Below are 15,523 nucleotides of genomic sequence, written 5' to 3' on the forward strand. Positions count from 1 at the left end.
ATATTAATACACAAAAACTATTCTCCTCTAAATTTTTTGTAAGTTTTTAATATTCCATCCATTGTTTTTGGTGCTACAAAATACATCTCATAAAAAGCTTTAAATTTAATATTTTGTTTACTTCCCCTAAGCTTCTTTCTTAAATCCTTGAAATTTCTCTCAAAGAGTTCTTTCTTAAATCCATTTTCAAACATTTTTTTTCCCTTACTAACATCCTTATAGACAAAAAACAATACTTTATAAGTTCGATCTCTCAAATCTTTTAGACCAATATGTTCAAAAAATTCGGCTCTTTCTTTAAAAGCGTCAATTACATCTAATCTATGCTTTATATTAAAGCCAATTCCCGTGATACTATCTTCTCTTTGCCAGTAGTATAATAACTGAGCTGTCGTTAGTACAATTTTTTTAGCTTTATAGATTAACTTGTATGTTGTAAATTCATCTTCATGTATCCTATCTACAGGAAAACGGATACCTTCAAATAACTTTCTTTTGTATAATTTTCCCCACGCTGTAACCATTTGAACACCAAATCTTCCATACAATTGCTCTAATGCTTTAACATTAGAATATTCATAAATTTCTTCCATTAAAATATCAACCTGCAACTTTTCTGTCGAAGTTTTGATGAAATTGCATACAGAAATATCAGAGTTTGTATTTATTAACAATTGATATAACTTCTTAATATAGTTCTCACCTATCCAATCATCGCTATCAACAAAAGAAATGTATTCCCCTTGAGCAATTTCAACTCCTGCATTTCGAGCATCTGATAGACCACCATTTTTTTTATGAATTACTTTTACTCGTTCATCTAACTTTGCATACTCATCACAGATTTTCCCACAACTGTCAGGGGAACCATCATTTACTAGAATAATCTCGAGGCCCTTATATGTCTGATTCAAAATAGAATCAACACAACGATGAAGATAGTTTTCAACTTTATATATAGGTACTATAATCGTAATGACATCACTCATAATTTCCTCCGTTGAATTATTGTAAGAATGATTGATTGGTTTAACATTATTAAGAATTACGACGTTTCACCCCCGTACTACAGGTTCATTGTTTTTGTGCAGAACTATTTTTGTCACAGTGGACGGTTTTGAATATCCAACAATTTTCGGCTAACAAATGGCAGATTTTTTGGAGCATAATGATATTCTTAATAAGTAATTATACGAACATCATTGTAACCATTTTAGACAAATTTCAGGAACATTTAAGACAGATAGCGAACGGCTATTCATTTCAGGTTTAGCTTTTATTTCGTAAAAAGGAATTTTTCTAATACTGGCAAATTTTTTCTACTTTCCTTCATCTAGTGATTTCACCTAAGAATGAAAGAAAAAGAGCAAAGGCGACTATAAAGGTGGCCGTTTTTTAAACTTTTTAACTTCAACACTTTACAGTTTATTCGCGATGTCTATTTAAATATTCCTCTCAAACACTCCGATCTAATTATTTATCTACTTCATTCTCCAATGTCCGTTTATTATTAATAGTTTTTAATACATTGAAAAACGGTCGCAATTTATACCGGAGGAAATTCTTTGTTTTCATAAAATAATTAATACCATTTATAGATTTAATCTTTATCAAGTATCCTATTATTTGTTTCTGAAAACTTCCTGACTTAAAATAAATAATATCTTTCCTAACTTCTCTTGAAAAAATAATCTTATGTATCTGTCCTTTTATATCAACTGAAGTAAGGTTGCTATTTTTATGAAATAAATTACTAAAGCAGCCAATAATACTAGTTGTATAAGAAATTTCAATGTAATCTTTATTTTTTCCTTTATAACTATTATTTTCCATCAAAAATTCTCTTACCTTTTGAAATAACATCTGCTGATTTTCAAAAAAATCATTTTTATAACTCCCTGTTAGTGAGTTAGTATTATTAAATAATATATAATTGTACAATGACTCATTAACAACACATATATTCTGACAAACTTTAAGATAATCAAGATTAAACAATAAATCTTCACCCATTTTTAGATAATCAATAAATTGAATATTTTTTTTTTTATGATATCTGTAATATATAACTTATTCCAAAGTGGATTAATAAAGGATTGCTCAAAAAACATCCCAAAGTGCATTAAAAATTCTTTATTACTTAATATTCCTTGCACTCCTGGACTAACTATTTGTAAAGTTCTAGCATTATCTTCATTTACTTGTACATTTTTATAACCAGATAAAACAAGTTGGCTCTCTTCATTAATTGATTCAACTAATTTTTCAGTCATTATAGAATCAATAGTATCATCAGAATCAACAAATTGAATGTATTTTCCTTGTGCCAATTGAATTCCTATATTTCTTGAAATCGAAGGTCCAGAATTGGATTGGTGAATGACTTTAATACGAGAATCTATATTCGCAAAATCATCACAAATAAATCCGCTTGTATCTGTAGAACCATCATTAATTAAAATTACTTCAATATTCTTATATGTTTGATTTATAATGCTTTGAATACAATCATTTAAATATAATTCAGCGTTATATACCGGGACAATAATACTGACTTGGCAATTAGATTTAATAATACTCACCTCTAATCTCATAATTTCATTTCTGAATGCAGTATAGATTTCGGTCAAGATTGTTCTCACAGCCAATCAGCAATCGAGGATAATTTTACACAAAGTGTGCTGTAGCTGTATCAAATGCTTGTCATTTTTGAATATATTTTTCCTTTTTACAAGTGTTATAGGTAAATTTGGAGTATTTATGTTATAAGGAAAAAAGTAATATGCTACAGCAACCAATTAATAAATCCAATTTACTCAACACTATTTGACTTGCCCAGATACAATACTATAAGCCTTCCATTTATATATTTGCGTTGTTCTTTAGATATTAAGTACGACAAGAATGCATACATGATTTTCCTAAAACTCATACGTTTTTTAATAAATAATGCTTTCTGTAATAAGATATTTGATTTCTTAAACATTTTAAATTCTAACGAAGTAGTTCTAACATAATCATTAAAATCTCCTATTGAAAAGTTTTCTTCATATCCCTGGCATCTTCTTTGGTATAAATTATAACAATATCTATGTGCTTTTCTTTGAAGTATTCCTGCAGTAGAAATTGTATTTCCACTCCTCAATCTAATTGAATAACCGAAATATTCGGAAATATTAGTATACTTATATCCTAATGAGGTCATTCTTAAGAGAAAATCATAGTCTTCTACATAAGGAATATGACGATACCCTTTTAACTTTTCATAAACTTCTCTTCTTGCTAACCAAATGTGAAATACAGGAGAAGCATACTTTAATGTTTTATGGATAGTTACTTGATTTGATAACATCTTCTTACAACCCAACAAATCACCAGTTTCATTGATTGACTTAACACTGCAACCTACTAATGAAATTTCTGGATTACTTCTTAGATAATTAAGCTTCCTTTCAATTCTCTCTAAATGTGAGACATCATCCCCATCCATTCTGCATATATAATCTCCGTTACTGTGTTGGTATGCAATATTAAGTGTTTTAGCAATTTGTAGATTTTTTCTATTTTTATATAATTTTATTCTACCATCTGACTTTTGCAGCTTTTGTACAATACTGTAAGTATTATCTGTTGAGGAGTCATCTACTATTATTATTTCAATATTAGTATAAGTTTGCTTTAGAATAGAATTCACAGTTTCTTCAATGTATTTATCAACATTAAATACTGGGAGTAGTACCGATACTAACTCCATTATGCATCCTCCCTTTAAATTTTGGTGAGCTATAGAGAATCAATAAAGGTACAAAGATCCAAAAATGTCTAGATGCAAAGTATTCAACACCAAGAGATTGAATTAAATAAGAAATCAATCCTAAACACAAAAATATATATAACTTGTCAGTCGATCGAGACCACTTATACAAATGTTTGAAAAAAATTGAAATGAAATAAATTAGTCCAATTAATCCGATTTCTGCACTTATTGTTAGAAATAGGTTGTGAAAATGAGGATTATATAAAACAAGTGATGAGCTTATATACTGATTAAATACAATACTTGAATTACCAATTCCTACACCTAAAAATGGATTGGATATCGACATATTTAAACCCACTTGCCATAATCCACTGCGACTCAACACTGACAAATCTGAATTAAGCACTGAATTAACTGAATTAATAAGTGAAAAAGAATTAACTAAAATTATAAAAATTAATCCTATTTTAAGTAACAGCCATTTATAATTTGTAATTTTATGAGCAAATAAATATATTATTACTGTAATACCAGCTGCCAAGTATGCACTACGAGATAAAGTTAATACCAAACCTAAAATTTGAATTGCCAGAAATAAATACTTATATTTATATTTAAAATAATTATCAACACTCAATCCTATCGTAATAAATATACTAACCAATAAGTATGAAGCTAAATTATTAGGGTCTTCAAAAAAGACGCTATTTGAAAATTTAATAGAATAAAATTCAACAACGCTTAAAATGTTCAAATTAAGTAAAGTAGTTATACTGTACCCATTTGAGAAAAAAAAGAATATGCTAATTGCAGACGATAAAGTTGCAGATACTGCCCAAGTTTTAAATAATATAATCAAATTTGACCTATCTTTTATATTTGAACCTATTGCGATTCCAGTAATCAATGCTAAAATCAATCTAATTAGATCAATCATATTTGATATTGAGCTAAATCTAAAAGCATTAATTAAAAAACCAAAAACTACTATAATTAAAAATATTAATATAGGGCTCAATAACTTAATATCAGATTTCTTTATGTACCCTAGCAAAACAGTAAATAGCCAAATTGCAATGTAAAACATGGATAAAATATCAGTAATTCTTATACCGATGCCGCTAATTGAAAATATTTCGAATCTAAAAGGGAGCATAAAAACTATAAGGTAAATAAATCCATTTACTCTATATTTAATTATAAAGTAAATGAAAATAACAAATATTAACAAAAAAATTAAATATGTCAATACTCCACCTTCATATTCTGATAATATAGCAAATACTTATTAGCCATATTCTTACTAGATAAACTATACTTACTTGAACTATTAGTGCACCGTTCACTTTCGATTAATGCCTCATTTATTTTTTTAATTATTGTTTGATTTTTTTGCCCCTTAAACAATATAGTTTTATCTTTATATAAATTTCTAACTTCTTTATGCGGCGCTATCTCTGATCCAACTATTATTAAGCCCGTGGCTGCTGCTTCTAACATAGCCATGGGTAATCCTTCGGCTTTAGAATTAGAAATAAAAACATCAGATGCTTGTAAATACTCAGCAATGTTATTTGTTGAGCCTAATATTTTTATATTCTCCTTACGATATTTTTCAATTTTTTTATATAATTTACCGTCACCTAAGACTATAAATATAACCCTATCTCCCCAATCCCCATTACTGAATGCTTTTAAAAGTTTTATCGGCCTTTTTCTTTTAATAATTGCACCGGTAGATATCACAATTTTTTTATCTTCTGGAAGATTTAATTTTTTGCGTAATCTATCTTTTTTTTTCTTATCTATTGACTTAAACTCTTCAATATCAACACCATTTTGAATAACTGAAACTTTTTCCATGTTGAGCAATTTGAATTTTTTAGCAATCGAGTAAGAACAAGCTATTTTATGTTTAATACGTCTAATTATATAAAGATGACAAAACGATAATAAAATTCCTGGCAATAATCCATAAAACTTTGGATAGTCAGCAAATGGAAAATTGTGCAAAGTTGTAATGTGTTGAAAGGAACTTTCCTTATTTATTAAATTTATATATCTATCACTTCTATAACCGTGACTATGAATAATATCTGGATTTATATCTTCTACTATCCTTTTTAGTTTTGTTTTATAACTTTCTTTTTTGAGATTCCGTTTCATATTGAGCTGAATTATCCTCACATCATACTTTTTAAATTCAAATAACATTGATTTACTATTTTCTGACGACAAGGTTATAATTGTACAATTATTATCTATACTTGCTTCTTTTAAAATGTTAAATAACACATTAATAGGACCACATTTTTCTAGGTTAGATACTACATATAATAATTTCATATTCTACCTATATACTTTGCCTTAATAGTCTAGTATATGCTAGTTTTCTAAGTTTGTTAGTTAATAGTACTCGAAAAACTATTCTTACCATGTAACCAAATATATACTCTTTTAAATTTATATATTTACTTTCTTTCATATATTTATATATTGTATTTTGTGTACTAAAATATTTTAATCCACTACGTCGTAAATAAGTATCGTTATTGATACGCATTCTAACCAATGGTTCATCGATATTTGCAAAATTAAAGCCTTCTCCAGCCATCCTAACCCACAAAAAGTAATCCTCATTAAATTTTAATTCAATGTAACCATTAACGGATTCAACAGCACTTTTTTTGAATACAACAGAAGGGTGATTCATTGCGTTCTTTTTCTTAAACATTTCTTTTATCTTATAATCTTCCAGTGGAACTTGTTTAATATATTTACTTCTATGATCTCCATCTAAAAATTCTTCAACGTAACTACCGAGCACACTTACATTTCCATTGCCTTTTAAATATTCTAATTGTTTTTCAACTCTATTCTGAACTGAAATATCGTCCGTATCCATTCTCACAATTATTTCATTACTACAATGCACCAAGCCAAAATTTAGAGCCACTCCAAGACCACAGTTTTTTTCTAATGCATAAACATGAAAATCATTATGTTTATTCAAGTATGTATCTATTACTTCCTCTAGTTCTTTAGTTAATACACCATCTTTTACTAGTATCACTTCATCAGGCTTGATAGTTTGATTAAAAATACTATCTAAACTTTCTATCAAATTCGCAGGCTTTTCTCTATGGTAAACTGACATTAATACTGAATATTTCATACCATCACCCATTTAGATATCCACCCTTCAAATTACAATTTCATTCATAAGTGTTTTTCATAAACCACTTATGAAAAGATTACAATAAACAATCCCAATATTTTAGACATATATACTCTTACCATTCTCTTCAGCAACCTTCTTAACAAGATAGCTTGTATACACATACTCTTCATCTTCTAGTAAGAAACGTGTTCGTAGTCCAGCCTGGATAGTCCTTTCGTTTAAATATCATTTAGATTAACATAGTAATGTATTGTTTCTTTTAACCCTTCTTCTAAGCGATAATTAGGTGACCATCCTAAAGAAGCTATTGCTTTGCCGTTGGATAGAACACTTCTTTCAATCTCTCCTTCTCTCAAGACTTTATAGTCTGGCTCAGTATGAACACCCATCAAGTCTGATATCTCTTTATATACTTGTTTAATAGAAAATTCTATATTTGAACTAATATTAAAAATGCCAGTTTGCTCAGATAGCATGGATTGAACACATGCATGTGCAACATCTTTAACATAGATAAAATCTCTTGTTTGATTGCCATCATAGATAATTGGAGTTTCTCCTTCTATTAAACGCTTAATAATAGTTGTTATGACCCCATTTGGTTGCTTAGGGCCAAAAACATTGGAAAATCGCAATATATTACTTTTAAGACCAAATAATTTTTCGTAAAGCAATGCATACTTTTCTGCAGATAGTTTAGAAAGTGCATAAAAAGAGAGTGGTGAAAGTTTACTGTCTTCTAAGACTGGAAATATAGTGGGATTACCATAGACGGCTGCCGTAGAAGCTATAACACATTTTTTCACTTCATATTGTCTTGCATAGCGTAAAATATTCAAAGTGCCAAATAAGTTCGCTTGGCAATCTTCTACTGGATTACTCATTGATTCAATAACTGACGATTGTGCAGCCAGATGAATCACATAATCTGGAGATTCTATTTGAAAAATAGTTTCTAACTCATTCTTGGTAATATCGATGTCATAGAAGAAAACATTTTCTGGTAGATTAATTAGACTTCCAGTGGATAAGTTATCTACTGCAACTACCGAAAATTTTTTTTCTAGTAAGTCTTGTACGACATAGGACCCGATAAAACCCGCTGCTCCAGTTACCAATATTTTCAAATAACATCCTCCGTTTTAATAAGATTTCCATACGTAGAATTTTTTGTATACATTTTTTCGAATGTAAAAATTGGTTCTTTAATATTAATGGCCACCTTCATATTTTTTTAGATTTGGTTGAATTATATATTAACAATAGATTTATTAAACCGTTTGATATTTAACATCTGATAAAATTAATATCTATTGGAATTTAATAAAAATTCTTGCTTACCCTCACCAATCTTTCGTTTTGAGAGTAATTTGGATATACTTTTGTACATTTAATTACCCGTAATACTGATAATAATAATGATCCTTTCCAATTTTATAATTGTTAAGAATTGTTCCGATTATGTTTGCATTAGAAGCTTGGAGTACTTCTTTAGCTTTAATGGCATTAACTTTCTCGGTTGAACCTGAGCTGATAACAAGAATGGTGCCATCGCATTTGTCGGTGAGGACTTGTGCATCTGAAACCGACAAGACTGGTGGGGCATCAAATATAATTACGTCGTATTTTTCTTTTACTTTGGTTATTAGCGTATCCATAAAAGGCGATCCTAGAATTTCTGCTGGGTTGGAAGGTAATGGACCACTTGTAACGAGGTCTAATCCTTTCACTCCAGTTTCTTTTACCACTTGGTTCAGATGCCAACGTCCTGTTAATAAGTTAGTTAATCCTGGAGAGATTGTTTTGAGAAATGTATGATGCATTGTCGGCTTTCTTAAGTCTGCATCGATGAGGAGTACTTTTTTTCCTTCTTGCGCAAATACAATGGCGACATTTGCTGCTATTGTTGACTTTCCTTCTCCCATAGATGAGGAAGTAAATAGCAGAGTTTTAAGTTCCATGTTTGGCATCGAGAATTTAATATTTGTTCGAACCGTACGAAATTGCTCAGATATGATGGATTGTGGATTTGTACTAGTGACAAGTTTTCGGGCTACAGGTTTTATTTTCTTCCTTTTCTTAAACAAGATTTTTTGCCCTCCTTCTTCTATTGGGATTTTTCGATTCATGGCTTTTATTTAGATATTTATTTGAAATAGGACTGATCAACCCTAAAATTGGTAGTCTTAACAACTCTTCAACATCCTGCTCCGTTTTAATAGATGTATTTAAATACTCCATTATGAAAGTTATTCCAATTCCAATTATTAAGCCGATGATTCCTGCTATTGCTACATTAAGTAATGAGTTTGGTTTAACAGGTTGCGTATCTTTTGTGTATACTGCTAGCGATAGAATATTAACGTTATCTACATTCATCAGTGTTTTGACTTCTTCTTGAAATACTTCGGCCGTCATATTAGCAATGTCGATGGCCTGTTGTAAATCTGGGTCTTGTACGCTAACGTTTACCACTTGTGAGTTTTGTTCGCTATTGACGGTTATTTGTTTATATAGTAAATCTGGTGTCGTTTTTAAATTCAAATTATCAATAACTTTTGATAGAATGACTGGACTTTTTATAATGACATTGTATGTGTTGATCAATTGAAGATTTGTATCGATATCCTGACTGTTAAATTGATTTTGTTCCGATTCCTTCTGATTGATCAGAATCTGTGTGGACGCTTGAAATATCGGGGTCAAATAATAGTAGCTAACTATACCAGCTAAAGTAGTAGCTAAAACGAATATAGAAATAGTGAGTACAAAACGTTTTTTTATAATTTTGAATAGTTCTTGTAGGCTAATTGCTTCTTCCATTACGCTTCTGCCTCCTTGTTCCATTACATTAAAAATGCATCCATTTCTAAGTTGATTTTAGTAATAATTTTTAAAACTAATAGGCGATAAAGGTTGTATATCAGTGCCATATACAATATGACTTGCATTTTCACTAAAGTAAGTAACATAGCTTTCGGAGAACTCTTTTTTTACATATTCAAAAGCTTCTTTCAAAAGAAATGGTCTTTTTAAATAATGGTGGGCATCAGATGAAAGAAAGTGAACTAAATTGTGTTTGATTAACTCTCTCGTATACTTTCTTAAGCTTCTGCCATTAAGCCCGAGTAAACTAGAAGCTGTTACTTGAATAAGTACTCCTTTACATACGTATTCGTAGAGTAACTGTTTGTTTTTTCGAAGAATTGTATTTCTTTCTGGATGTACAATAATGGGGATGTATCCTTTTAACTGGATGTTATATATAACCTCCAAAGTATGAGAAGGTATATAGGCATTTGGAAGCTCGATTAATAAATATTTACCACTATTCGCCAGCGTGAGAAGGTCGGTTTCAAGTTCATCCAGTATATTGGCTGCTAAATGAATTTCTTGTCCAGGTAGAACTTTCAGATTTATATTCCTTTTAGAAAGCTCTCTGTATAAACCGGCAACTGCCTTTTTAATTTCCATGGATGAATTTCTATATTTTGCATCTAGATGATGAGGGGTTGCAATGACATGCGTAATACCATTAGAAACGGCACTTTTTGCAAGTAACAGAGCTTCTTCTATAGACTTAGGACCATCATCTAGACCAGGCAAAATGTGATTATGAATGTCTACTAGCAAAACCCTCTTCCTTTCTTTATTGCCTCGTTCACCAAGCACCTTTTCCAGTAATCACTATATAAACTGTTTGAAGTAATATTTTTAGGTCTAAAAAAAACGAGCAATGCTTAACATAATATAAATCGTAGGCAATCTTTTCCCCGTGAGTTATTGCAGAACGACCGTTTACTTGGGCATATCCTGTTATTCCTGGCTTTACTTGTAATCTTTTTTTTTGGGTAGAGGAATAATATTTAGTTATTTCAATCATTTCGGGTCTTGGTCCTACTATACTCATCTCCCCCTTCAAAACATTCCAAAGCTGAGGCATTTCATCTATACTATATTTCCTATATATTTTGCCGATTTTTGTGATAGATAGTGTTTGGGGTGTTGTAAATTCAAAATCTTGTGGCACCTCATCTTTCCACTCGTATTTATGAGAGCTCGATTCTATTTCTTCCGCTTGCATTGTCCGAAACTTCCAGATAAAAAAAGGTTGGTTATACAAGCCTGCCCTCAATTGTTTATAAAATATGGGACGTCCTGAGAAGATTAATAGAGTGACTGAAAAAATAAGTATGACTGGGGATAAAAAAAGAAGTAGAAAGCTGCTTCCTATTATATCTACCGTTCGTTTAATAAATCTACGATAGAAAAACGGTGGGGCATGTTCATAGGATGGTTGATCTAATTTTTCCAATATTTGTTCTCCTTAACATAAAATATTAGAAAACAATTCCGTACATAAAAGAATATTCGACGCTCCAATAAAAAAGAACTATTCTCATATGGTTATGAAGTTGTTTTCCATCCTTATTAGCATATGTACTCATATACCTTATGTAGGAGGACATTCTATCCATGACTAAGTAAAAATTTTTATTTGTTTTATTACGTAGAATAATGGATGTATAGGGATTATTGATAGTATAGTTCGATATTTTTCTAACTAGTCCATGAGTTCCTTGAATTCTCTATAGAATTTCTATTAAAAAAGCACTACAGGATATATGTCTCCTGTAGTGCTTTTAGATTCTTGCAAATTGATCATATACATCCTGTAACGTTTCACATCCTAGCAATTTAACTTTCTCAACATAAATGCTCCAAAGCTTGGCGGTCATTTTTGCATCCTCCAATGCATGATGCCGTCCTATTATTGGAATACCATTATGTTCACATAAGCCCTCTAATGAACTTATTTGTATATTGGGTTCTGCAATTTTATAAAGGAAAGAAGTATCAACTATCCGATGCGTAAAAGGTGTGTGGAATATTTTAGTACTGATGTATTGCATAAAATTTCTTTCGTGATTAGCGTGATGCGCTACAAGGGTGCATTCTTTAGTAAACTGAAGAAATTCAATTAGTACTTCTCCTACTGTTCTAGCTTCTGTTAATTGTTCATGCGTAATGCCAGTTAACGTTACAATATCAGAAGGGATTTCTTTATCAATGTTAATTAGGTTGTAGAAAGTCACATCCTCTTGAATGGAGGAACCATGCATTTTTATGGCACCAATGGAAATAATCTCATCCCCATGTTGTGGGTTAAAGCCAGTCGTTTCTATATCGAAAACTACAATTTTTAGCTCATCCAAGGGAATTTTTAAAGCATCCTCTTTTTTCATTTCTTTTTGCAGATTTCGTAAAAAAGCCATTTGTTGCGCACTTTGAACATCACCTATTCCGACATTCATACGTTTCGCTTGAATACCCCTTAAAATTTGCATGAATGGCTCAAATGCCATTGGGAACACCCTTTTTCATCAACGCAATCACTTCACGATGTAATTTAATACCGCCTTTAATAATTCGTTTTATATCCTTTTGTTCGATCTTAGTCAGTTTTTCTACATGTAAATAGTGTGTATCCGAATAGCTTTCCACTTGTGATAATGACAGACGATACGTTAACAAATCGGCAAAATTTCTTTCACTCTTTTTCAGTAAGACTGCATATTCTTGAAATTGAATTAGCTGATTCATTCGAACTAAAGTGGAAGTTTCCACTATTCCCTCTCTTATAGACAGGAGTCGAATGGCATTTACATATGGTAGAAATCCAGCGTATTTTAAGTTCACACATCCTTGATATATACCATGCCTTTCCACTAATAGCTGACCAATTGGACCAATTACATTTTTCACGTGCTCGACATTAGCAATTAACCTACTTAGTAAAATAGGGTGCTTCGATTGATAAGCATGAATGAATGATTTCAACTGTTGAATGAATCCCATCTTTCCATGAATCACTCGTGCATCATAGAAAATTTGAAGGTAACGAATCGACTCCCAACTTTCATCGTTCACCCAGTCTTGGAGTTGTCTGGTCCAACCATCATAGGACATACACCACCTAGCATTAGAGCTCATCACTTTACCTTCACAATACGGGTAACCTACCTCATATAAACCTGTAGAAATTTCCGCCCCAAAAACCTGAAAATACAGATCGTTTTCATCATTAGCTATTTCATAAGCAATTCCATGATCCTGATCACTTATTAACCCCTGTTCTAATCTACCTCCACTACCAGTAATAAACCAAGAAAAATCACAAGGAGCAGGATAAGTGTCCATTCTTTTAGCTGCTACGTCTAATACTTTAAGCATGACCTGATCATGAAAAGCATTGAGAGAAACGATGTCATCTAGGAAGCTTGTAATATTTAGTTCCTTCCATTTTCGAATAGATTCATACGTTTCCACTAAATCACGCCCTTTTAGACAAAAAGCCTCTAAGTAATAGAGGCTTTTTGTCAGTTAATTAAGTGATTTCGACTCTTCTAAAATCATTTGTTCTGGATAACCATAGTTGCCATGTTCGCTCATATCTAGGCCCATAAGTTCTTCTTCCTCTGTTACTCGTATACCACCCATTACTTTTTTCATTGTGAAAAGGATAGCATAGGAAACTATAAATGCAAATAAACCACAAGATACAACACCCATTAGTTGAACACCCAATTGTTCAAATCCACCTCCGTAAAATAATCCTGCTTTCCCCACGGATGCAAGCTCAGGTGTTGCAAAGAAACCAGTTGATAATGTCCCCCATACGCCAGCAGCACCATGTACAGATAACGCATAAATTGGATCATCCACTTTTCGCTTTTCAAAAAATCTTGCGCTATAAAATACTAATACTCCAGCTATTAAACCTATGACAACAGATGCCCAAACATCTACGAATGCACAGGAAGCAGTAATAGCAACTAATCCTGCTAATGCACCATTTAGAATTGTTGGAATATCAGACTTACCTAGTACTACCCAGGAGATTAATGTTGCCGCAACAGCACCAGCTCCTGCAGCAAGCGTTGTATTCAATGCAACAAATCCAAAGAATGCGGCATCTACAGATATCGTGCTACCAGCGTTAAATCCGAACCAACCAACCCAAAGGATAAGCACACCTAAAGCTGTATATACTTGGTTATGTCCGGCAAGATTGTTTGCCGAGCCGTCTTTATTGAACTTCCCAATTCTTGGTTTGAGAATCATTGTTGCTGCAAGGGCAGCCATTGCTCCTGTTAAATGAACTACCGTTGAGCCTGCAAAATCCTGCTTACCATGTTCGGCTAACCAACCTCCCCCCCACACCCAGTGTGCAATTACAGGGTACACAATTATTCCGAAAAGAATAGTGAAAATAACATATGCGGATAATTTTGCTCGTTCTGCAAATCCCCCTAGTGCAATTGTTATTGCAATTCCTGCAAATGCCAATTGGAAAACAAAAAATACAGTTGTTGCAAGACCTGCTCCCTCTAAAATTTCCCCACTATAGAAAAAGTCAGACATTCCTACGAAGAAATTTGCATCGCCTCCGAAAATAAAGCCATAGCCAACAGCCCAAAAAACCATAGAAGCTAGACCAAATGTAAATATTGTTTTTCCTGCAACGTGACCAGCATTTTTCATTCTTGTTGAGCCAGCTTCCAGTAAGATGAATCCACCAATCATAAAAATGACTAAAATTGCGGCAATCATTGTCCACACACTGTTCATCAAATACATTACATCTTCCACTGTCATCTCTCCCTAATTTTAGTTAACGCCATATTTTTATGTTAGAAAACATGACATCATTTATATTTTTATTCTATTCATTTTCAAGTAAATGTCAACTAAATTTTTTGAATATATTTTAATTTTTAATTCATATTTCTTTAAATCCCTTATACCATCCTGTTTTTCACAAAAAAAATTTCTCTCAAATAAAAAAACTGTCATCACTGCAATAACAGTGATGACAGTTTTTCTACCATGCATCTTTTAATCCCATTCCCCATCGCTATCCTCTTCTTCTTTTCCTCGAGCAGGAAGTATACCCATTTTAACTACTAACTTTGGTAAGTTCATCGCGATGAACATTAGGACGACCGTAATGATTGCAAGATCATACGCACCATACCCAATAGTTAAACCCACACATGCAGTTATCCAAAGGTTTGCTGCAGTTGTAAGTCCTCGTTTTACATTATCCTTATCTACCCAAATAACACCCGCGCCAAGAAACCCAATACCACTGATTACTTGTGCTGCTAAACGCATCGGATCCATATAGGCTCCTTGATTTAAGGATGACAATGCCATTGCTAAAGTGGATCCTAAACATACTAAAATATGTGTCCTTATTCCAGCTGGTTTATTTTTTATCGCTCGCTCTAGTCCAATGAAAAATCCTATAAGAGTTGCCACACCTAAACGAATGTATAAATCATAATGCGAATTAAATAAAGTAGTAATGAAGTCCATAATGGAAGTCCCCCTAAAAATACTATTTCGATAACATTCTGTAAGTCTTATCAAAATCCTTCAAAGGTCAATATTATCATATATTGGAAACTTTTTTTATAAAGGTTACTTCGCGGCAGGTGATTTAACAGAAAAAGTAAGTCGTTTCCTAGTTAAGTTACTATTTTTGTTTCATGCATAACTCCCTAAGCCTCTAGACC

At 31.8% G+C, this 15,523-nt stretch carries 16 protein-coding genes; all 16 read right to left on the reverse strand.

Annotated features, from left to right (window positions below; translation table 11 throughout):
- Positions 1 to 17 precede the first annotated feature (17 nt).
- Positions 18 to 989: a glycosyltransferase family 2 protein gene (locus tag ACIQX2_RS14040; protein ID WP_402851568.1), complete on the reverse strand. Its 972-nt coding sequence runs from the start codon at positions 987 to 989 to the stop codon at positions 18 to 20.
- Positions 990 to 1,473: 484 nt separating this feature from the next.
- The gene (locus ACIQX2_RS14045) at positions 1,474 to 2,013 is read right to left on the reverse strand and encodes a hypothetical protein (RefSeq protein WP_402851570.1); all 540 of its coding nucleotides are present in this window, start codon (positions 2,011 to 2,013) and stop codon (positions 1,474 to 1,476) included.
- Positions 2,014 to 2,015: 2 nt separating this feature from the next.
- Positions 2,016 to 2,582 carry a glycosyltransferase gene (locus ACIQX2_RS14050; protein ID WP_402851573.1) on the reverse strand — a complete coding sequence of 189 codons (567 nt, stop codon included), beginning with the start codon at positions 2,580 to 2,582 and terminating at the stop codon, positions 2,016 to 2,018.
- A 230-nt stretch (positions 2,583 to 2,812) separates the two neighbouring features.
- Positions 2,813 to 3,754 (reverse strand): glycosyltransferase family 2 protein, encoded by a 942-nt coding sequence (locus ACIQX2_RS14055; protein WP_402851576.1) that lies wholly within the window; start codon positions 3,752 to 3,754, stop codon positions 2,813 to 2,815.
- Positions 3,720 to 5,009: an O-antigen ligase family protein gene (locus tag ACIQX2_RS14060; protein WP_402851579.1), complete on the reverse strand. Its 1,290-nt coding sequence runs from the start codon at positions 5,007 to 5,009 to the stop codon at positions 3,720 to 3,722. Before ACIQX2_RS14060 ends, ACIQX2_RS14055 begins: the two co-directional genes overlap by 35 nt.
- Entirely contained in the window at positions 5,006 to 6,106 is a 1,101-nt protein-coding gene (locus ACIQX2_RS14065) for a glycosyltransferase family 4 protein (protein ID WP_402851582.1), read from the reverse strand. Before ACIQX2_RS14065 ends, ACIQX2_RS14060 begins: the two co-directional genes overlap by 4 nt.
- A 7-nt stretch (positions 6,107 to 6,113) precedes the next feature.
- Positions 6,114 to 6,947, reverse strand: a complete 834-nt coding sequence (locus tag ACIQX2_RS14070) for a glycosyltransferase (RefSeq protein ID WP_402851585.1) — start codon at positions 6,945 to 6,947, stop codon at positions 6,114 to 6,116.
- Between the two features lie 212 nt (positions 6,948 to 7,159).
- Positions 7,160 to 8,068, reverse strand: coding sequence for an NAD-dependent epimerase/dehydratase family protein (locus ACIQX2_RS14075; protein WP_402851588.1), 909 nt, complete (start codon positions 8,066 to 8,068; stop codon positions 7,160 to 7,162).
- Positions 8,069 to 8,335: 267 nt separating this feature from the next.
- The gene (locus ACIQX2_RS14080; RefSeq protein ID WP_402851591.1) at positions 8,336 to 9,028 is read right to left on the reverse strand and encodes a CpsD/CapB family tyrosine-protein kinase; all 693 of its coding nucleotides are present in this window, start codon (positions 9,026 to 9,028) and stop codon (positions 8,336 to 8,338) included.
- On the reverse strand, positions 9,021 to 9,764 hold the full coding sequence (locus ACIQX2_RS14085) for a YveK family protein (RefSeq protein WP_402851594.1): 744 nt from the start codon (positions 9,762 to 9,764) through the stop codon (positions 9,021 to 9,023). Before ACIQX2_RS14085 ends, ACIQX2_RS14080 begins: the two co-directional genes overlap by 8 nt.
- A 57-nt stretch (positions 9,765 to 9,821) precedes the next feature.
- Complete coding sequence (locus tag ACIQX2_RS14090; RefSeq protein WP_402851597.1) at positions 9,822 to 10,574, reverse strand: tyrosine-protein phosphatase; 753 nt, start codon at positions 10,572 to 10,574, stop codon at positions 9,822 to 9,824.
- A gap of 28 nt (positions 10,575 to 10,602) precedes the next feature.
- Positions 10,603 to 11,256 carry a sugar transferase gene (locus tag ACIQX2_RS14095; RefSeq protein WP_402851600.1) on the reverse strand — a complete coding sequence of 218 codons (654 nt, stop codon included), beginning with the start codon at positions 11,254 to 11,256 and terminating at the stop codon, positions 10,603 to 10,605.
- 328 nt (positions 11,257 to 11,584) lie between these two features.
- On the reverse strand, positions 11,585 to 12,307 hold the full coding sequence (locus tag ACIQX2_RS14100) for an exonuclease domain-containing protein (RefSeq protein ID WP_402851603.1): 723 nt from the start codon (positions 12,305 to 12,307) through the stop codon (positions 11,585 to 11,587).
- A complete protein-coding gene (locus ACIQX2_RS14105; protein WP_402851607.1) occupies positions 12,297 to 13,271 on the reverse strand; it encodes a DUF294 nucleotidyltransferase-like domain-containing protein in 975 nt (324 codons plus the stop codon). Before ACIQX2_RS14105 ends, ACIQX2_RS14100 begins: the two co-directional genes overlap by 11 nt.
- 54 nt (positions 13,272 to 13,325) lie before the next feature.
- On the reverse strand, positions 13,326 to 14,600 hold the full coding sequence (locus tag ACIQX2_RS14110; protein WP_402851610.1) for an ammonium transporter: 1,275 nt from the start codon (positions 14,598 to 14,600) through the stop codon (positions 13,326 to 13,328).
- Positions 14,601 to 14,840: 240 nt separating this feature from the next.
- Positions 14,841 to 15,323, reverse strand: coding sequence for an MgtC/SapB family protein (locus ACIQX2_RS14115; RefSeq protein WP_402851613.1), 483 nt, complete (start codon positions 15,321 to 15,323; stop codon positions 14,841 to 14,843).
- Positions 15,324 to 15,523 lie beyond the last annotated feature (200 nt).

It is taken from the genome of Psychrobacillus sp. NPDC096623 (genome assembly GCF_044762655.1).
Taxonomy (GTDB): Bacteria; Bacillota; Bacilli; order Bacillales_A; family Planococcaceae; genus Psychrobacillus.